This window comes from Pseudomonas haemolytica, from assembly GCF_009659625.1.
In the GTDB taxonomy this organism is placed as follows: Bacteria; Pseudomonadota; Gammaproteobacteria; order Pseudomonadales; family Pseudomonadaceae; genus Aquipseudomonas; species Aquipseudomonas haemolytica.
Window position 1 is genome coordinate 60,811 of sequence record NZ_VOIW01000010.1, and the last position, 17,768, is coordinate 78,578.

The following is a 17,768-nucleotide window of genomic DNA, read 5'->3' on the forward strand; positions in this document are numbered from 1 at the left end:
GGGCAGTGGGGAAAACGGCTTGTATGAAATTGCCATGGTGGCAATTCAGTTTCAGTTAAGTTGCAGCAGGTACCGTGACCGGCGTAGGAAAACATCGTGTAACGGAGACTTGTCATGAAGCGCCTCACTGCTCTGGTCGCCGCCGCTATCATCGCTTCCACTGCCACCCTTGCCAGAGCCGTTGACCCCGACAAACCGCTGACTGTGCCTGTCACTGTTACTATTGTCGCCTTCGATCAATTGGACGCCATGGCCCTGGCCCTGCACCCTGGTTCGACGCTACTGGGCACCGACTTGGATGAGGAATACGGCAAGTACGTCTATGAAGTCGAACTGGAAGATCGCAACGGCATTGAATGGGACATTGAATTGGACGCGCTCACCGGGCAGGTTCTCAAGAATCATCAGGATACGTAATGAAGGTAAATTTACGCGTCGGCGGTCTAGCGGCGCTGGTGCTCATGCTGTTCTGCTCCAGCCTGGCGGCCCGCGACCTCAACCAGGATGAAGCTTTGGCGCTGCGCCAGCAGGGCGTGATCCTGCCGCTGGAGCAACTGTTGCAGCAGGCTATGGCGCGGTATCCCGGTTCGCGGCTACTGGAGGCCGAACTTGAAAAGAAACACGGGCAATATGCCTATGAAGTGGAGTTGGTGACCACCGAAGGCGTGGTACGTGAGATCAAGCTGGACGCGACCAACGGTGTGCTGATCAAAGATGAGGAAGACTGATGCGCCTGCTTCTGGTGGAAGACAATGTACCCCTGGCTGATGAGTTGCTGGCCGGCTTGCAGCGTCAGGGCTATGCAGTCGACTGGCTGGCCGATGGCCGCGACGCCGCGTATCAAGGGCGCAGCGAGCCCTATGATCTGATCATCCTCGACCTTGGCCTGCCCGGTTTGCCTGGTCTGGAAGTGCTCGCGCAATGGCGCGCCGCCGCGCTGGCCATCCCGGTGCTGATCCTCACCGCTCGCGATTCCTGGGCCGAGCGTATCGAAGGGCTCAAGGCCGGTGCCGATGACTACCTGAGCAAACCCTTTCACCCCGAAGAACTCTACTTGCGCATCCAGGCGCTGTTGCGCCGGTCCCACGGCCAAGCCAACCAGCCCACCCTGCAAGCCGCCGGCCTGCATCTGGATGAAGGGCGCCAGTGTGTACTGCGCGATGGCGCCGAGATCCAGCTGACGGCCGCCGAGTTTCGCTTGCTGCGTTATTTCATGCTGCATCCCGAACAGATCCTGTCGAAAAGCCATCTGGCCGAGCATTTGTATGACGGCGAGACCGAGCGTGACTCCAATGTGCTGGAAGTACACGTCAACCATCTGCGGCGCAAGCTGGGGCGCAGTGTGATTGAAACCCGACGCGGCCAGGGCTATCGGTTCGGCGCCCCTGCGGCATGAAGTCGATCCAGCGGCGCTTGAGCCTGGGGTTGATCAGCGTGATGGTGATCGTCGGCGTGGTGCTGGCGCAAACCAGCCTGTGGTTGTTCGAGGCCGGTTTGCAGCGCTATTTGGAGGCGGGCTTGCACAACGACAGTGAGAACCTGCTGGTGGCACTGGTGCGCGGGCCCAATGGCGTACAGTTGGATGAGCAACGCCTGTCGCCCGCTTATCAGCGGCCGTTCTCCGGGCATTATTTCCGTATCGACTTTGCCGATATCCATTGGCGCTCCCGTTCACTGTGGGACCAGGAGCTGCCCAGGCTCCCCGAGGCCGGGCTCAAGGGCAATCTGCAATTAGGGCCGGAAGGTCAACAGCTGTTGGTACTGCGTTCGGACTACAAGCGCTTTGGTAAGTCGATTTCCATCAGCGTGGCCCAGGACTACACGCCCGTGCGGGAAAGTTTTCGCCTGATGCGCCAGATCGGTCTGGTAATCGGGTTGGCGGCGCTGCTGCTGGTGCTGATCCTGCAGCGGGTCACCGTGCGTCGTGCCCTGCGCCCACTGGAGACGGCGCGCAACCAGATCGCCCAGTTGCAACAGGGCCAGCGCTCGCAGCTCGACACTCAGGTGCCGTTGGAGCTGGAACCGCTGGTGGCGCAGATCAACCATTTGCTGGCGCACACCGAAGACAGTCTCAAACGCTCGCGCAATGCCCTCGGCAACCTGGGGCATGCGCTGAAAACCCCAATGGCCGTGTTGTTGAGCGCAGCGTCCAGTGACGCACTCAAAAACCATCCGCAGTTGAGTCAACTGCTGCGCGAGCAACTGCAGCAGGTGCAGCAGCGTCTCAATCGCGAACTCAACCGTGCGCGCCTGGCGGGCGATTCATTGCCCGGCGCCTTGTTTGACTGTGACGCAGAACTACCCGGATTGTTGGCCACCCTGCGCATGATCCATGGCGAACACCTGGACCTGAGCTCCGACGCCGCGCCGGGCCTGCAATTGCCTTGGGACCGTGAAGACCTGTTGGAGCTGTTGGGCAACCTGTTGGACAACGCCTGCAAATGGGCGGATGCCGAAGTGCGTTTGAGCGTCATCGCGACGCCGCGCAGCTACCTGCTGGCGGTGGAAGACGATGGCCCCGGTATTCCCGAGGCCCAGCGTGACCAAGTGTTCAGCCGAGGCGCGCGCCTGGATGAACAAATGATCGGCCATGGCCTGGGGCTGGGGATCGTGCGGGACATCGTCGAGGTGTGGGGCGGGTTGTTGCAGTTGAAGGAAAGTGAGCTGGGTGGGCTTAAAGTGTTGATCGAATTGCCACGCCGCTAACACTGGCACACCACTGCTCAAAATGTGGGAGCGGGCTTGCTCGCGAATGCGGTGTGCCAGTCAATGCATTCGGCACCTGACATACCGCATTCGCAAGTAAGCCCACACACATCTAGATGTTCTTCAGTCTCAAAGGTTGTGCAAGTTGTTACACCCTGAACTGATCCATCAACCCCTGCTGCTGATTCGCCAAACTGTTCAACGCCTGGCTGACCCGCGCCGATTCATTGGCCTGCTCGGACAACGACTCGGTCACATCGCGAATGGTCGCCACGTTGTTGTTGATCTCTTCGGCCACCGCGCTTTGCTCTTCGGCGGCGCTGGCGATTTGCAGGTTCATGTCGCTGATCACCGTGACCGCGTCGCCAATCTGGCGCAAGGCCGTTACGGCCTGGCCGACTTGTTCGACACTGCCTTGGGCCTGGCGATAGCTGTTGCCCATGGACCCGACCACATCGGTGGTGCCGTTTTGCAATTGTTCGATCACCAGGCGGGTTTCTTCCACCGATTCCTGGGTACGGCGTGCCAGGTTGCGCACTTCGTCAGCGACCACGGCAAAGCCACGGCCAGCCTCACCGGCACGCGCGGCTTCGATGGCGGCGTTGAGTGCCAGCAGGTTGGTCTGCTCGGCGATGCCGCGAATCACTTCCAACACCGAGCCGATCTTCTCGCTGTTGGCGGCCAAGCCTTCGACCTGGGCCATGGCAGTGCTCATGTCGGCGGCGAGGTCGCCGATGCTGGCGGTGGTGCGATCGATGACGGTCAAGCCTTCGCGAGTGGCCTGGTCGGCATCCCGTGCAGCTTGGGCCGCCTGAGCGGCGCTGCGGGCCACGTCCTGGGCGGTGGCGCTCATTTCATGGGACGCAGTGGCGACCTGATCCACCTGGCGATACTGCTGCTCCATGCCAGCACTGGTTTGCGTGGCAATCGCGGCGGACTGGTCGGCAGTACCGCGGGCATCCTGCACCGAGCGTTTGACCTCGGCAATGATCGGTTGCAGCTTGTCGAGGAAGCGGTTGAACCAGCCAGCCAACTGGCCCAGTTCGTCCTGTTTGTCGTAGGCCAGGCGCCGGGTCAGGTCACCTTCGCCGCTGGCGATATCTTCGAGCATGTGGGCCACGCCGAGGATCGGCCGGGTCACACTGCGGGCCATCAGCCACACCAGCATCAAGCCAACCACAGCAGCCAGCAGGCCCAAGCCCAGTTCGAGCAGGGTGCCCTTGGCATTATCAGCGTCCAGCTGGGTTTTCAGCGCTTCGGCCGGTGCCACCAGGACTTTTTCCGGTACATCCAGCAACACGCCCCACGACTTGCCCCCAGGAATTGGAGTGAAGGGCGCGAGTACCTTGAGCTGATGGTCGGTACGCAGGCTGTGTGTCTGGGTACTACTGGCCAACGCACTGACCAACTGCGCGCCGCTGGCCGTGTCGACCTGCTCCAGGCGCTGGCTGAGTTTGCTGGCATCCGGGCTGTAGCCGGCCAGCAAGCCGGTGGGGCTGAGGATGCTGACCTGGGTCTGGCCGTCGTACAGCTTCTGGCTGGCCTGTTGGCTCACGGCCTGCAGGCTGTTGAGGTTGATGTCCACCGACAGTGAGGCGATGACTTTGCCATTGACCATCAGCGGGAACACGATGCTGGTCATCAACACGTTTTGCCCGTCGATCACATAGAAGTAAGGTTCGATGACGCACGGCTTGAGAGTCGTGCGCGGGCAGGTGAACCAGGCGTTGGCTTTTTCGCCGCTGGGGCCGATGGAGGTGTCGGCCATGTCGCTTTCAGGCAGCGCCATCGAGGTGATTTTCCCCGGCGTCGGTTGCGACCAATACAGGGCGAACCGGCCTTTGTCATTACTACCCAGTTCCGCTTGATTGGCGAACAATTCGTCCTTGCCATCCAGCGCATTGGCCTCGAACACCAGGGATAAACCCAGCAGGTCGGGGTTGGCCTGTAGCGCGGCCTTGACCTGGCGAGTCAGGTCTTCACGGGTGTCAAAGGCATCGAGAAAGCGTTTTTCCGCCTGTTCGCGCAAAAACAGCACCTGGCGGGAAAACCCATGGCCGTACTGGTAGGCATCCATGAACTGCTGGCGAATGCCCAGGGCCTGCACTTCACCTTGGGCCTCGATGCGCGACTGCGCGGCTTCGTCCAGCATCTGCATGCTGGATGCCTTGACCTGCTCCGAGCTCTGCGCCATGCGGTACAGCGACAGACCCACCAGCAGGGTCACGATCCCAAGCAGGCACAGGCCCGCGAGCAGGGTGATTTTCCATTGAATGGAGAGCTGCCTGAGCGACATCGGGACATCCTTACCTGAAAGCACATGGAAACAGCTTATCGGCCGGCGCCCATGGTTCTTTATTCAAACGATCAATTTTAAACCTCAAAACGCTAGCGTTTTTTGACATGAGCGCCTGCCTGCTGCAAAGTGCGCGCCCTCTAATAAGACCTCTTTCAAGCCTGCACGCCGGCAGCTGTTCCCATGGGCCGTGCGCGGGCATGCCTGTCTTTTATGTTTTTGCTTGAGGTAACCATGATTAACGCAGTCATCGCCGCGGTCGGCACCATGCTGGTGCTCAGCCTGTCCCGCGTGCATGTGGTCATCGCCATTATCGTCGGCGCCCTGGTGGGTGGCTTGACCGGTGGCCTGGGAATCGACGCCACGCTCAAAGCGTTCAACGGTGGGCTGGGTGGTGGCGCAACCGTGGCTTTGTCCTACGCATTGCTCGGTGCTTTCGCGGTGGCGATTGCCAAGTCCGGCCTGGCCCATGCCCTGGCGGACAAAGCCCTACTGCTGGTTGATCGCCAGGAAGCCAGCGGCGGCAGCCACGTCAAATGGCTGTTGATCGGCCTGTTGTGGGTGGTGGCAATCGCTTCGCAGAACATCTTGCCGATCCATATTGCGTTTATTCCGCTGCTGGTACCGCCGCTGCTGTATGTGCTGACCAAGCTGCAACTGGACCGCCGCCTGATCGCCTGCGTGATGACGTTCGGCCTGATCACCCCATACATGTTCCTGCCGGTGGGCTTCGGCAATATCTTCCTCAACCAGATCCTGTTGGCCAACGTGGCCAAGAGCGGTGTGGATATCAGCCAGGTCAATGTGACCCACGCCATGGGGTTACCGGCGCTGGGCATGGTGGTCGGCCTGCTGGTGGCGGTGTTTATCAGCTACCGCAAAAAGCGCGTGTACGACCTGGAAAAAATCGAGCGTGTCGAACAAGTGGCGGTGCAGTACAACCCGCTGACCCTGCTGGTAGCCGGCCTGGCGATTGCCTCGGCCTTTATCATCCAGCTATGGCTGGACTCGATGATCATCGGTGCCCTGGCCGGGTTCCTGATCTTCTCGGTGTCGGGCATCGTGCGCTGGCGCGACACCGATGACTTGTTCACCGAAGGCATGAAGATGATGGCGATGATCGGCTTCATCATGATCGCCTCGTCGGGCTTTGCCGAAGTGCTCAAGGCCACCGGTGACGTGCGTTCGCTGGTGGAAGCTTCGGCGGCGTTCATCGGTCATAGTCGTGGGGTAGGGGCGCTGCTGATGTTGTTGGTGGGGCTGCTGGTGACCATGGGCATCGGCTCGTCGTTTTCCACGGTGCCGATCCTTGCCGCTATTTTCGTGCCGTTGTGCGTGCAACTGGGCTTCAGCCCGCTGGCCATCGTGTGCATCGTCGGTACCGCCGGTGCGTTGGGCGATGCCGGCTCGCCCGCGTCGGATTCCACCCTCGGTCCCACCTCCGGCCTGAATATAGACGGCCAGCACCACCATATCTGGGACACCGTGGTGCCGACTTTCCTGCACTACAACATCCCGCTGCTGGCGTTCGGCTGGCTGGCCGCGATGACGCTCTGATGAACGCCTTGTAGGAGCGAGCTTGCTCGCGAAAAACGCCAACGATAATGCGATCAACCTGACACCCCGCAGAGTTCTCAGGTTCTTCGCGAGCAAGCTCGCTCCTACAGAAATCACTCACCTGGCCGTTAACCTCTCAAGTCGCCACTCACCAGAGGGAAAAGCCATGCGTCTGAGTTTGAAGGCCAAAGTCCTGGCCCTTGCCGTAGTGCCGGTGTTGTTGTTTGCCGTGGTCATCAGCCTGACCACCGTGTGGATTCTTCAGGGCCAGGCCCGCAACGAAGTGGATGAAACCCGCCAGCGACTGCTCAGCGACGCCAAGGCCACCCTTCAAAGCTATGTCGAGGTGGCCATGACCACCATCAAGCCGCTCTACGACGCAGCCGCGCCCGGCGATAGCGCGGCGCGCGCGCAGGTGGTCAAGTTGTTGTCCAACACCACCTACGGCAAGGACGGTTACTTCTTCGGTTACGACTCCGAGACCATCCGCCTGTTCAAGGGCAACAGCCCGGACGGCGTCGGCAAAAGCTTCAAGGACAACCGCGACCCCAATGGCGTCTATGTCAACCGCGACCTGGTCAAGGTCGGCAAGGACGGCACCCACTACCTGCAATACAGCTCGACCCAACCCGGCCAGACCGAACTGGTGCCCAAGCTCGGCTACACCGAGTATCTGCCCAAGTGGGACATGGTCATCGGTACCGCAGTCAACCTGGACGGCATCGAGGCCCAGGTCGCGGTGGTCGAGGCCAAGGTCGAGAAACGTATGGAAGGCGTGCTGCTGAGCATCTTCGGCGTCGCCGTGGTGGTGCTGCTGGTGATCGCCGCCGTGGGCATGCTGGTCGCCAATACCATCCTGCGTCCGCTGAGCCTGATGAAAGCCAACCTCGACGATATTGCCGCCGGTGAAGGCGACCTGACCCGGCGCCTGGCCATCACCAGCCAGGATGAACTCGGCGACCTGGCCGGTGCGTTCAACCGCTTTGTCGATAAAATCCATGGCCTGGTGCGTCAGATCACCGAAATGACCGCCCAGCTCACCGGCCTGGTCGGCCAGGTATCCGACCAGGCCCAGCGTGCCGAGCAAGCCATGGAACGCCAGCGCCACGAGACCGACCAGGTGGCCACCGCAATCAACCAGATGTCATCCGCTGCCCACGAAGTGGCACGCAGTGCCCAGGGCGCCGCCGTCGCCGCGCAACAGACTGACGCCGAGGGGCAGGCTGCCAAGCGTGTGGTGGACGGCAGCATCGCGCAGATCCATGCGCTGGTGAACGATATCCGCAGCAGCGGCGTGTCCCTGGACAGCCTGCAGCAAGATGTATCGTCGATTGTCAGCGTGCTCGGCGTGATCCGCTCCATCGCCGAACAAACCAACCTGCTGGCGCTCAATGCGGCCATTGAAGCTGCACGGGCCGGAGAGGCCGGGCGCGGGTTTGCCGTGGTCGCCGATGAAGTGCGCGCCCTGGCCAGCCGTACTCAAACCAGTACCCAGGAAATCCAGGGCATGATCGACCGCCTGCAAAAAGGTACCGAGGCTGCCGTGGACGCAATGCGCCGCTCCAGCGATGCCGGCGACGGCACCTCTGCCCAGGCCAATGAAGCCGGGGCGTCCCTGGACACCATGGCCCAGCTGATCGGCACCATCAACTCGATGAACGCGCAGATTGCCAGCGCCGCCGAGGAGCAGACCGCCGTGGCCGAAGAGATCAACCGCAGCGTGCATCAGATCGCTGTGGCGGTGGACAGCGTAGCGGATGAAACCCAACTGGGTGCCCAGACCTCCCGCAGCCTGGCGGATCTGGGCCAGCGCTTGGGGCAGTTGGTTGGTCAGTTCAGGATCTGACTTTTTACAGGTCGCGCATCAGCAGGCCAAAGCGCAGGTCCATTTCCGCCGGCAGGGGCACATACACCGTGTGCCCGTCCCCGGGTGCCACCTCAATGGCTTCGTCCTTGGCGTTTTGCAAGGTGGCCAGGTCAAAGTGAAAATTGCCGGCCGGCGTCATCAATTCCAGATGATCGCCCACGGCAAAGCGGTTCTTCACCTTGACCTCGGCCAACTCGCCGCGACGTTCCCCGGTCAGCTCCCCGACAAACTGCTGGCGCTCTGAAACCGAGCTGCCGTTCTGGTAGTTCTGGTATTCGTCGTGCACATGGCGACGCAGGAAGCCCTCGGTGTAGCCGCGTTGGGCCAGGGAGTCGAGGTTGGTCATCAAGCCGCGATCAAAGGCGCGCCCGGCTACCGCATCATCGATGGCCTGGCGATACACCTGGGTGGTGCGTGCGCAGTAGAAGTGGGATTTGGTACGGCCTTCGATCTTCAACGAGTGAACGCCCATATGCGCCAGACGCTCCACATGCTGCACGGCACGCAGGTCCTTGGCGTTCATGATGTAGGTGCCGTGCTCATCTTCGAAGGCGGGCATTGGCTCGTCGGGGCGATTGGCTTCCTGTAGCAGGAACACCTGGTCGGTTGGCGTACCGATCCCCAGCGTCGGCGGGTACTGCTGGACGATATCGCCGGTCGCGTTCTCCACCGCTGGCGTGGCCTGGTACTTCCAGCGGCAAGCGTTGGTGCAGGTGCCCTGGTTGGCGTCGCGCTTGTTCATGTAGCCCGACAGCAGGCAGCGCCCGGAATAGGCCATGCACAAGGCGCCATGGACAAACACCTCCAACTCCATGGCCGGTACTTGCTGGCGGATTTCAGCGATCTCTTCCAGGGACAGCTCTCGCGACAGGATCACCCGGCAAATACCTTGTTGCTGCCAGAACTCCACGCTGGCCCAGTTCACCGTATTGGCCTGCACCGACAGGTGAATCGGCATCTGCGGGAAGTGCCGGCGCACCAGCATGATCAGCCCCGGGTCGGACATGATCAGCGCGTCCGGGCCCATGGCGATCACGGGCGCCAGGTCCTTGAGGAAGGTCTTGAGCTTGGCGTTGTGTGGCGCGATGTTCACTACCACATAGAAACGCTTGCCCTGGGCATGGGCTTCCAGGATGCCGAGGGCGAGGTTGGCGTGGTCAAACTCGTTGTTGCGCACCCGCAGGCTGTAGCGCGGCTGGCCGGCATAGACGGCGTCGGCGCCGTAAGCGAAGGCGTAGCGCATGTTTTTCAGGGTGCCGGCGGGGGCGAGGAGTTCGGGGGCAATTATCGGGAGCATGGGGGTGGGTCGCAAAAAGGCGCGAGGGTAGTGCAGGGGCGGACGCGGTTCATTGACCCAGGTCTAAACAAGGCGATCTATGCTTGTTCGATAAACAAGGGCACTCCCTGGTTTCGCCGCGGACTAAGCAACAGGGCCGACACCGGCCCGCTGCTTTTCTGACATGGATCGAACATGAATCAAACCAACCTGCAATTCAAAACCCTGTTGCTGCTGCTGGCTCTGGTGACCATCGCTTTTATCTGGATATTGCTGCCGTTCTACGGCGCGGTGTTCTGGGCGGTGATCCTCGGCATTATCTTTGCGCCCATGCAACGCCGCCTGCAGCAGCGGTTCGGCTGGAACCGCAACCTGACCTCCCTGACCACCTTGATGGTGTGCCTGGTGATTGCGATTCTACCGGTGATCATTACCAGCGCGTTGCTGGTGCAAGAGGGCGCCACGCTTTATAAAAACGTCGAGAGCGGCAAGCTGGACGTGGCCGGCTATATCGAGCAATTCAAGAATTTCCTGCCGCCGTATTTCCAGCACCTGCTCGACCGCTTCGGCATGGGCAATCTGGAAGGGCTGCGCGAGAAAGTGGTCAAGGGCGCGATGCAGGGCAGTCAGTTCTTTGCTTCCCAGGCATTCAGCTTCGGTCAGGGTACATTTGATTTCCTGGTGAGCTTTTTCATCATGCTGTACCTGTTGTTTTTCCTGCTGCGCGACGGCCCGGAATTGGTGCGCAAGGTGCGTACCGCGGTGCCGTTGGCCGAGCCGCAAAAGCGTCGCCTGCAACTCAAGTTCAACCGGGTGGTGCGGGCCACCGTCAAGGGCAACGTGCTGGTGGCCGTGACCCAAGGTGCGCTGGGTGGCTTGATCTTCTGGTTCCTGGATATTCCCAGTGCGTTGCTCTGGGCCGTATTGATGGCGTTCCTGTCCCTGCTGCCTGCGGTGGGGGCTGGGATTGTCTGGGGCCCGGTGGCGGTTTACTTCCTGTTGAGTGGTTCGATCTGGCAGGGCGTGGTCCTGGCGCTTTTCGGTGTGTTCGTGATCGGCCTGGTGGACAACGTGCTGCGCCCGGTCCTGGTGGGCAAGGACACCAAGATGCCGGACTACCTGATCCTGATCTCGACCTTGGGCGGCCTGTCGGTGTTTGGCCTGAACGGCTTTGTCATCGGGCCGCTGGTGGCGGCGTTGTTCATGTCGTGCTGGGCGTTGTTCGTCGAGACCAAGCCGCGGGTCAAATTGCCGTTGCCCTAGGCGTGAAGCCTGAAGTCGCAGACCAGACGGCGCTGTGTTTCGGCATCGGATAATGAGGTGAGCGGGCCGCTGACCGGCTCGCCATCGAGTACTACGTACCAGCAGGCCAGCAAGCCTAACTTGCGCAAAGGCATGGGAACGGCGCTGCCGATGACAGACATGATTTGAACAGTGGGCATAAGTACCTCCAATCGCTATGGAGGTCACCTTACGGCGCGCTGGTGCTCAGGAAAAATCACCGGGCTCGATAGTCGACATCAACGCCAGGCGTTAATCCACCACTTGATCGAGCATGTGCACCACTTCCTGTTCATTGAGCAGCCCCTTGCGCACCAGGTTTTCTGTTAGCAGCGCCAGGAGTTTTGCACTGCGATGGCCTTCCAGGTGCTTGAGTTCAGTCAGCACGCTGTAGACCTTGCTGGATGTGCAGAGGCCGGCGGTGCGGTGCGGATTTTGTGTGGGCATGGGCAATCGTCCTTAATTGTTATTGGGTGGACTGGGTCGATAGTGAGACTGTTTTATGACGTAACCATGACAGCGTGAGCGTTCGCCGATCAAGAGGATATTGGACCCCTATCATGTGGGATTGCCGCTCGGGCGCTGTCTTCACAGCGACATCGGCAGGATAAATCCGGACGCTACAGGAAAAAAAAGGCCCCGCGTGTGGGCGAGGCCTGTTCCATTCAAGTCAACCTTACCAGCCGCGGCCGTAGTGGCCGTGGGGAGGGCCGTAATAGCCGCGAGGCGGGCCATAATAGCCGCGTGGTGGCCCGTAATAGACCGGTGCCGGGCGGTAATACACCTGCTGTTGCACATACACTGGCGGTGGCGGTGCGTAATAGACCGGCGGCGGAGCGGCATACACGGGCTGCGGCTGGACGTAGACCGGTTGTTGCACATAGACCTCGCGTGGCTGGCTGGCAACCACGGAGCCGACGACGGCTGCGCCGACAAGCGCGCCCAACACGGCTGGGCCACCCCAACCACCACCGTGGGCGGAGGCTTGGCCGGCCATCGCGAGTGCGCCGATCAGCAAGGCGATCCTGGGGATTTTACGAATCATGGTCATTCCTCGGTTAGCCCCTGCGCTTGTGGTCTGCAATCAATAGACTCAAGGATTGTCGCGGGGATACTGCTAAGACAACGTATTGTTCGAAAAACAGCACAGCCAGTAGGTAAAGGTTGTGTAAGGTCTGTACCGATTTGCTTACTTCAAGGAGTTACCCATGCAAATGCACCCCAACAAGGACACCCAGCTGTGCATGTCACTGTCGGCGCGCCCCGGGAACTTTGGCCTGCGTTTTCATAACCATCTGTATGAACAGCTGGGTCTGAATTTCTACTATAAAGCCTTCAGCAGCCAGGATTTACCCGGCGCGATAGGTGGTATTCGCGCCTTGGGCGTGCGTGGTTGCGGAGTTTCCATGCCGTTCAAGGAGGCCGCCATTGCCTTAGTGGACGAACTCGACGATTCGGTTCAAGCCATTGACTCGCTGAACACCATCGTCAACACCAATGGGCATCTCAAGGCCTACAACACTGACTACATCGCCATCGAGCAACTGCTGAAAAAGCATGCCGTGCCGAAAGACTCGACATTCGCCCTGCGCGGTAGCGGCGGTATGGCCAAGGCGGTCGCCAGTGCCTTGCGTGATGGCGGTTATGCCAATGGCGTGATCGTGGCGCGGAATGAAGCCGCGGGCCAGGCATTGGCCCGGAACCTGGGGTATGAGTGGCAAGCGGACCTGGGCGACCTGCGCCCGCAGATGCTGATCAACGTCACACCCATCGGCATGACCGGCGGGGCCGAGGCGGATGCGTTGGCGTTCGAGGCGGATGCCGTGGATACAGCGCAGACTGTCTTCGATGTAGTGGCGATTCCGGCTGAAACACCCTTGATCGTGCGTGGCCGTGCCAAGGGCAAGCGGGTGATTACCGGGCTGGAGGTCATTGCGATCCAGGCGCTGGAGCAGTTTGTGTTGTACACCGGTGTGCGCCCGACGCAGGAGCAGTTCCAGGCGGCGGTAGCTTTTGCCCGAAGCTAAAGGCTTGCGCACATACCATTGTGGGAGCGGGCTTGCTCGCGAATGCAGTGTGTCAGTCAATGGATTCTTAACTGATGCACCGCATTCGCGAGCAAGCCCGCTCCCACAGTTTTGTCCGTGTCAGGCCTGTTCCAGCTGCACCAGCCGTTCTTCCAGCGCCGCGATCCGGGCTTCCAGCTCTTCAATCCGCTCCAGCGAAACCCCACTGGCGGCCCCACGTTCTACTGGGCTTCCCCGTGCCGCGATAATCGTTTCAATATCCGCCGGATCCCCCAGCGCATGGGTATAGCGGTCTTCCCGCTGCCCTGCCTGACGCGGCACCAACAACGCCAGCCCCCGTGCAATCAGGCGTTCCAGCTGATGCACGACCTGCTCGGCATCTTCGAAATCATGCATCCGCCCGCTGCGGGTCAGCAGCTCGTTGACTGTTTGCGGCCCACGCAGGAACAGCAGCCCGATCAAAATCACCTGGGCGGGTACCAGCTCCAGGGCCTTGTCCACCCGGTGTTCCCAGCGGTCGGCGCGGCTGCCCATCACCAGCCGGGTATAACCTTGGCCCTCCAGGGCGCGCAGGCTCTGGCCGACCTGGCCTTGGGTGAGGTTCATCACCGGTTCACGGCTGGTCTTCTGGTTGCAGGCCAGCACCAGGGCGTTGAGGGTCAGGGGGTAGGTTTCCGGATGGGTCGCCTGTTTTTCGATCAGGCAGCCCAGGATGCGAATTTCCGTGCTGTTCAGGCGCGGCTCAGGGGTGTCGGTGTCGTGCTCGGCGGTCATCGCGCTTTCCCTATGCAGTGAACGCTCTAGCCTAAGCTGGAAAAAATAAAAGACAAGCAGCGGGCATGTCTATAATCGCGGTTGGTTCCAACCCTGCCATAACCGATGAGACTGTCATGACCATTTCCCTGTACGCCGCTTCTATCCCAGTCTTCAAGCAAATGCTCACCGCCCTGAGCGGTGTGTTGACCAAAGCCGAAGCCCACGCCACTGCCAAGAACATCGAGCCGAACGCCTTGCTGCAAGCACGCCTGTTCCCTGACATGTTCCAACTGGTGCGCCAGGTGCAGATCGCCGTCGACTTCGCCAAAGGCGTTTCCGCCCGCCTGGCCGAGGTCGAAGTACCCAAATATGAAGACAGCGAAGTCACTTTCGCCGACCTGCAAGCGCTGATCGCCAAGGTCCTGGCGTTCGTTGACACCATCAAGCCAGAGCAGATCGACGGCAAGGAAGGTATCGAGATCGTCACCCGCCCGGGCACTCCGAAAGAAAAGCGCTTCAGCGGCCAGTCCTACCTGTTGACCTACGGCCTGCCGCAGTTTTTCTTCCACGTCACCACCGCTTACGCCCTGCTGCGTCATAACGGTGTGGAAGTGGGCAAGCGCGATTACATGGGCGCGTTCTAAACTTAAACGTTAAAAACATGACCCAGGGTTGTTCTTGATTGAATAACCCTGGGTTTTTTATGCGTGGAATCTTTATATTTTTCTCATAACTCGTTACACAGTGTTATGCAACCAATACCCCGATAGTTCTCACTCAGGAGCGCCTATAAAACTTTATATCGATATGCCTGGAGACTACAAACCATATGAGTTTTTCTTCCAACGCGTTGACTACGCCCCCCCAAAATTATCAATTTGGCCCAGCACCGGAGGCACCAAAAAATCAAGGTTCGCCTATGAATTCAATTGCCATGCCTCGCCCCCGGCGAGAGGTGGGCGATGCAGCGTCTTCTCAAGCGGCTCAGCGTGAACAAGCCAACAGCGAACTGGCCGCTAGTTATGCAGAGGCGCTGGAAGGCCGAACCCACGATCAGGACCCGGTTATCGCGACAATCCCGGAAGCTTCCTCCTTCGGCCAATGGCGTACACAGCTGCGTAATACACTAAACGACAAAGACTTTTTAGATTGGCTCAAGGCGGATGGTTTAGATCCGTCGACCCTGCAGATCACTTCTGATGGGGCGCTGAGCGTCGCGAAAAATGGGCTGCATACCCAATTTACCTTAAAAGACAACTCTCCCTGGGCGACCTTCGCAGGGCCGATTCTGGCTGCGCTAAAAGCCTATTCTCCCGATGGAATAACCTGGTCGGCCGTGCATGAGGAGAGTGCGTCGCTCAAGCTGGTTGCACAGTTCTATGGCGAAACGATTCATCAAGATTCAAGTGCAAATAAACAACGCGCCCAAGAGTTGCAAAGTAACAATGCATTTGCGACGGCGGGCGTTGGGAAGGAGCGCAGTGAGGAAACGTTGGCTGCTGAAAAACAGCCACTTGCCAATAAGCGTGATCTGAAAACCTTCTGGAATGCCCTGATCACGGCTCATGTTGAGGCGGACGAGTACCTGCAAAGGCAAGAGGCATTGCACGGCTTCAATAACGTTCGACCTGATCTTCCAGCTTATGATCGCAGTGCTGGGCTACGCTCTTTTCTGCTATCGCGACAAATCCAGCTTGATCCTGACTCTGGCTTCCATCTGGATAATCAGCCAATGGCAGGCAAGCAACTGAATCTCTTGCAATTTATGACTGGCAATGGCTGGAATCACCCGGTGGATCAAGCCGAGATCAAGAACATGCTCCTGGTGCTGTCCCGCCCAGCCGAGCACCGGCAACCGCAAGGCGATTTTGGGGGAGGATTATCCTGGCCGACCCCGCTTGATACACAAACACAACAGGCTATCTATGACGCGGTTGGCTATAACGCGATGGAGTTGCCTGAGTTTGCCAATTTAAAGCTGAGCCAGAACGCCTTTGGGTATCTGACACAAAACATCCAGTGGTCCGAGGCAGAGCTGAAAGACCCCCGGCAAGCGATCTTAAGGCTGTTGCAAAGCCCCACCACCCAGGCCATGGGCGAAGCCTTGCGCACTAAGTTCGAGGGCGCAGGCAGTGCCGAAGATTGGGCGCTTGCGGCGCTTCAGGTAGGCCTCAATCAGGACGCATTGTGGAAGCCAGAGGAAAAGAACAAGGTGGCAGGGTTTGATCTGTCGGCGCGCGAGAATTGGGGTAAGCCGCTGTCTTTTGTCCTTCAGGGGCTGACCGAGCATCTGCGCAAGTCCTATGGCAACAACGCTCCGGTGGCAGCCTACTTGTTGTTGTCGCACCACGCTCCGGAATTGCTGGTCAAGCACATCCCCGACGATGTGACTTACGGTTCGCCGGCCTGGGTCAGTTTGAAGGCCATCGTGGCCAAATCCGAGCTACGCAGTCCGGGCCTGGCGGCTACTAAAACCTATGAGCAGTTGCTGAATGATGACCTCAATCCCATTACCGACGCCGAAGAACAAGTGGCGGCGCTGGCGGCGCAGGAGGGGCTGATTCACTGGGCTGTAGCGGATGGCGCGATTGAAAAACGGGCGGATAACAACTACACGGATGAAGAGGTTGAACGTGCCAGCACCCTTGCCAACAAGCGTTTCGAAACCTTGATGCAAGCTTCAGAAGCACAGCGCACAGAATTAGCCACGCGTAAGGCACTGGCGCTCAATGCGCTGAAGGAACGCTTCCCTGTAAAAGAATACGGGGTGATAGATTTTGAGAAGAAAGCAATCTTTCCAAAAGAACAGAATCGTGATTTAAAAGGCCCGTACTCGATACTGGATATCTTTTTGCAGCCGCAGAAGCATGTGGAGTGGTACTCCAATGACCCTGCTGTCCCTATTGAAAAAATCTCCCATGAGCTCAAGTTTTTACCACCGGTAAATGAGCTGTTTGAAAAGCAAGTCGTTGATTATTATGACGGGCATAAAAGAGCCATGGATACTGGCGTAAAACATATGGTGTCACTGCTATCTGATAAGGATCAAGAGGCGTTGCAATTGGGTGCGTTGAAAGTTTATGTGTCGGAGAAAGTTACTAAGCTGAACCATGAGCGCCCAACTAATTCTCGTTTTGGTAACGGGGAGGTTATCGATAGCGAAGTTTCTTCAGTGTATTTTGAAACCCTGCACAAGGGTGAGAAAAGCGTTTTTCAATTAGATCCCCTCACGGGAACTCTGCGTAGGCGAAAGGAATTGACGTCTGGATTGTGGGAAGGGTTGTTGACCGAATGGAAGATTATTCCTCCCGGGGAAGAATATCCCAATAAGATCTACAATTACGTTAGTAAGGAGATCCCAGGCAGCGGAAGTAAGGAGCGAGAACCGAAGCCTGAACCATCATCGCTCATTAACGCGTTCTCTTCTGCGAGAACACAGTACATTGCCGATGTTGTTACGGGACATTTTTTTAAGGAGGGTGAGCGCGAAAAGTTGGTTGATGCCGCCAGGGACATCGTTACTACGTTTGATAGTGAAGTGACGGATTTCGAAAAAATACAAGCGGTTACCCGTTCGCTTATACCCGGTGCATCAGCTATACACAGTTTTCAGCATGGCAGAGTCGGTGAAGGGCTTGCGTTTCTTGCATTCGACATATTCGGTTTCGTTATTGCCGGTGCCGGAGCTCTCGGAAAGATTTCCAAGATAGCGAAGGTGGGGGGGCAGCTAGGAAAAGGAGGCGTTGCAGGCAGGCTGGGGCGGGCATTTATCAGTGCCGCCAACCCGTTTGCCGGGGGAGCGGCCCTCGGTACTAGAGGCCTCTCAACGTTCGCTGCGTTAAAGGGCAAAGGGGTCCTTTCTTGGAAAGTGATTGCGGCTAATCGCAGTGTTGATAACGTATATAAGCACAAACCCAAAGACGTGATGTAAGGCGCCTCTGCATGAAGCGATACAACAATTAGAACGCCCGAGTCGGTTCTGGAATGACCGGCTCGGGCTTT

16 protein-coding genes and 2 pseudogenes are annotated in these 17,768 nt (G+C 59.0%); 11 read left to right on the forward strand and 7 right to left on the reverse strand.

From position 1 onward, the window contains the following. Positions 1 to 114 precede the first annotated feature (114 nt). Genes FRT59_RS26085 through FRT59_RS26100 form a run of 4 tightly spaced genes read left to right on the forward strand, consistent with a single transcriptional unit; the run spans position 115 to position 2,706 of the window. A complete protein-coding gene (locus tag FRT59_RS26085) occupies positions 115 to 417 on the forward strand; it encodes a PepSY domain-containing protein (protein WP_034119010.1) in 303 nt (100 codons plus the stop codon). After that, positions 417 to 728 (forward strand): PepSY domain-containing protein, encoded by a 312-nt coding sequence (locus FRT59_RS26090; RefSeq protein WP_153872764.1) that lies wholly within the window; start codon positions 417 to 419, stop codon positions 726 to 728. The genes FRT59_RS26085 and FRT59_RS26090 overlap by 1 nt, the downstream gene beginning before the upstream one ends. Continuing rightward, entirely contained in the window at positions 728 to 1,396 is a 669-nt protein-coding gene (locus tag FRT59_RS26095) for a response regulator transcription factor (protein ID WP_034119012.1), read from the forward strand. Before FRT59_RS26090 ends, FRT59_RS26095 begins: the two co-directional genes overlap by 1 nt. Then, on the forward strand, positions 1,393 to 2,706 hold the full coding sequence (locus tag FRT59_RS26100; RefSeq protein WP_153872765.1) for a sensor histidine kinase: 1,314 nt from the start codon (positions 1,393 to 1,395) through the stop codon (positions 2,704 to 2,706). Before FRT59_RS26095 ends, FRT59_RS26100 begins: the two co-directional genes overlap by 4 nt. A gap of 148 nt (positions 2,707 to 2,854) precedes the next feature. On the opposite strand, the gene FRT59_RS27625 is transcribed toward FRT59_RS26100, so the two are convergent. Together FRT59_RS27625 and FRT59_RS27630 are read right to left on the reverse strand one after the other, a co-directional pair. Further along, positions 2,855 to 3,610 (reverse strand): methyl-accepting chemotaxis protein, encoded by a 756-nt coding sequence (locus FRT59_RS27625; RefSeq protein WP_411829000.1) that lies wholly within the window; start codon positions 3,608 to 3,610, stop codon positions 2,855 to 2,857. A gap of 102 nt (positions 3,611 to 3,712) precedes the next feature. Further along, positions 3,713 to 5,002, reverse strand: a pseudogene (locus FRT59_RS27630) (cache domain-containing protein); the annotation flags it as partial. Positions 5,003 to 5,239: 237 nt separating this feature from the next. Here FRT59_RS27630 and FRT59_RS26110 point away from each other — a divergent pair. The 3 genes and pseudogenes from FRT59_RS26110 (at position 5,240) to FRT59_RS27640 (ending at position 8,405) form a co-directional block, all read left to right on the forward strand. Then, a complete protein-coding gene (locus FRT59_RS26110) occupies positions 5,240 to 6,559 on the forward strand; it encodes a Na+/H+ antiporter family protein (protein ID WP_161793259.1) in 1,320 nt (439 codons plus the stop codon). 166 nt (positions 6,560 to 6,725) lie between these two features. Continuing rightward, a pseudogene (locus FRT59_RS27635) lies at positions 6,726 to 7,547 on the forward strand (cache domain-containing protein); the annotation flags it as partial. Positions 7,548 to 7,649: 102 nt separating this feature from the next. Next, positions 7,650 to 8,405 carry a methyl-accepting chemotaxis protein gene (locus tag FRT59_RS27640; RefSeq protein WP_371319373.1) on the forward strand — a complete coding sequence of 252 codons (756 nt, stop codon included), beginning with the start codon at positions 7,650 to 7,652 and terminating at the stop codon, positions 8,403 to 8,405. Positions 8,406 to 8,409: 4 nt separating this feature from the next. On the opposite strand, the gene trhP is transcribed toward FRT59_RS27640, so the two are convergent. Then, the gene (gene trhP / locus FRT59_RS26120; RefSeq protein WP_153872767.1) at positions 8,410 to 9,723 is read right to left on the reverse strand and encodes a prephenate-dependent tRNA uridine(34) hydroxylase TrhP; all 1,314 of its coding nucleotides are present in this window, start codon (positions 9,721 to 9,723) and stop codon (positions 8,410 to 8,412) included. Positions 9,724 to 9,897: 174 nt separating this feature from the next. Between trhP and FRT59_RS26125 the strand changes: the two genes are divergently transcribed. Next, entirely contained in the window at positions 9,898 to 10,965 is a 1,068-nt protein-coding gene (locus FRT59_RS26125; RefSeq protein ID WP_034119018.1) for an AI-2E family transporter, read from the forward strand. Here the strand turns inward: FRT59_RS26125 and FRT59_RS26130 are convergent. The 3 genes from FRT59_RS26130 to FRT59_RS26140 form a co-directional block, all read right to left on the reverse strand. Continuing rightward, on the reverse strand, positions 10,962 to 11,144 hold the full coding sequence (locus FRT59_RS26130) for a hypothetical protein (RefSeq protein ID WP_153838474.1): 183 nt from the start codon (positions 11,142 to 11,144) through the stop codon (positions 10,962 to 10,964). The genes FRT59_RS26125 and FRT59_RS26130 overlap by 4 nt on opposite strands. Before the next feature lie 91 nt (positions 11,145 to 11,235). Further along, complete coding sequence (locus tag FRT59_RS26135; protein WP_034119020.1) at positions 11,236 to 11,430, reverse strand: hypothetical protein; 195 nt, start codon at positions 11,428 to 11,430, stop codon at positions 11,236 to 11,238. A 229-nt stretch (positions 11,431 to 11,659) separates the two neighbouring features. Beyond that, positions 11,660 to 12,034 (reverse strand): hypothetical protein, encoded by a 375-nt coding sequence (locus FRT59_RS26140; RefSeq protein ID WP_080752958.1) that lies wholly within the window; start codon positions 12,032 to 12,034, stop codon positions 11,660 to 11,662. 157 nt (positions 12,035 to 12,191) lie between these two features. Here FRT59_RS26140 and FRT59_RS26145 point away from each other — a divergent pair, with 157 nt between their 5' ends. Then, positions 12,192 to 13,010, forward strand: a complete 819-nt coding sequence (locus FRT59_RS26145) for a shikimate 5-dehydrogenase (protein WP_034119021.1) — start codon at positions 12,192 to 12,194, stop codon at positions 13,008 to 13,010. Positions 13,011 to 13,130: 120 nt separating this feature from the next. Here the strand turns inward: FRT59_RS26145 and FRT59_RS26150 are convergent, their stop codons facing one another. Further along, on the reverse strand, positions 13,131 to 13,784 hold the full coding sequence (locus FRT59_RS26150) for a YceH family protein (RefSeq protein ID WP_153838472.1): 654 nt from the start codon (positions 13,782 to 13,784) through the stop codon (positions 13,131 to 13,133). Between the two features lie 116 nt (positions 13,785 to 13,900). Between FRT59_RS26150 and FRT59_RS26155 the strand changes: the two genes are divergently transcribed. Continuing rightward, positions 13,901 to 14,410, forward strand: a complete 510-nt coding sequence (locus FRT59_RS26155; RefSeq protein WP_034119023.1) for a DUF1993 domain-containing protein — start codon at positions 13,901 to 13,903, stop codon at positions 14,408 to 14,410. Between the two features lie 185 nt (positions 14,411 to 14,595). Further along, on the forward strand, positions 14,596 to 17,697 hold the full coding sequence (locus FRT59_RS26160; RefSeq protein WP_198809877.1) for a hypothetical protein: 3,102 nt from the start codon (positions 14,596 to 14,598) through the stop codon (positions 17,695 to 17,697). Positions 17,698 to 17,768 lie beyond the last annotated feature (71 nt).

Coding starts and splice junctions, on each gene's coding strand:
- FRT59_RS26155 (WP_034119023.1), top strand. CDS start 13,901: ATGACCATTTCCCTGTACGCCGCTTCTATCCCAGTCTTCAAGCAAATG.
- FRT59_RS26090 (WP_153872764.1), top strand. CDS start 417: ATGAAGGTAAATTTACGCGTCGGCGGTCTAGCGGCGCTGGTGCTCATG.
- FRT59_RS26145 (WP_034119021.1), top strand. CDS start 12,192: ATGCAAATGCACCCCAACAAGGACACCCAGCTGTGCATGTCACTGTCG.
- FRT59_RS26135 (WP_034119020.1), bottom strand. CDS start 11,430: ATGCCCACACAAAATCCGCACCGCACCGCCGGCCTCTGCACATCCAGC.
- FRT59_RS26150 (WP_153838472.1), bottom strand. CDS start 13,784: ATGACCGCCGAGCACGACACCGACACCCCTGAGCCGCGCCTGAACAGC.
- FRT59_RS26140 (WP_080752958.1), bottom strand. CDS start 12,034: ATGACCATGATTCGTAAAATCCCCAGGATCGCCTTGCTGATCGGCGCA.
- FRT59_RS27625 (WP_411829000.1), bottom strand. CDS start 3,610: ATGGAGCAGCAGTATCGCCAGGTGGATCAGGTCGCCACTGCGTCCCAT.
- FRT59_RS26125 (WP_034119018.1), top strand. CDS start 9,898: ATGAATCAAACCAACCTGCAATTCAAAACCCTGTTGCTGCTGCTGGCT.
- FRT59_RS26130 (WP_153838474.1), bottom strand. CDS start 11,144: ATGCCCACTGTTCAAATCATGTCTGTCATCGGCAGCGCCGTTCCCATG.
- FRT59_RS26160 (WP_198809877.1), top strand. CDS start 14,596: ATGAGTTTTTCTTCCAACGCGTTGACTACGCCCCCCCAAAATTATCAA.
- trhP (WP_153872767.1), bottom strand. CDS start 9,723: ATGCTCCCGATAATTGCCCCCGAACTCCTCGCCCCCGCCGGCACCCTG.
- FRT59_RS26095 (WP_034119012.1), top strand. CDS start 728: ATGCGCCTGCTTCTGGTGGAAGACAATGTACCCCTGGCTGATGAGTTG.
- FRT59_RS26085 (WP_034119010.1), top strand. CDS start 115: ATGAAGCGCCTCACTGCTCTGGTCGCCGCCGCTATCATCGCTTCCACT.
- FRT59_RS27640 (WP_371319373.1), top strand. CDS start 7,650: ATGGAACGCCAGCGCCACGAGACCGACCAGGTGGCCACCGCAATCAAC.
- FRT59_RS26100 (WP_153872765.1), top strand. CDS start 1,393: ATGAAGTCGATCCAGCGGCGCTTGAGCCTGGGGTTGATCAGCGTGATG.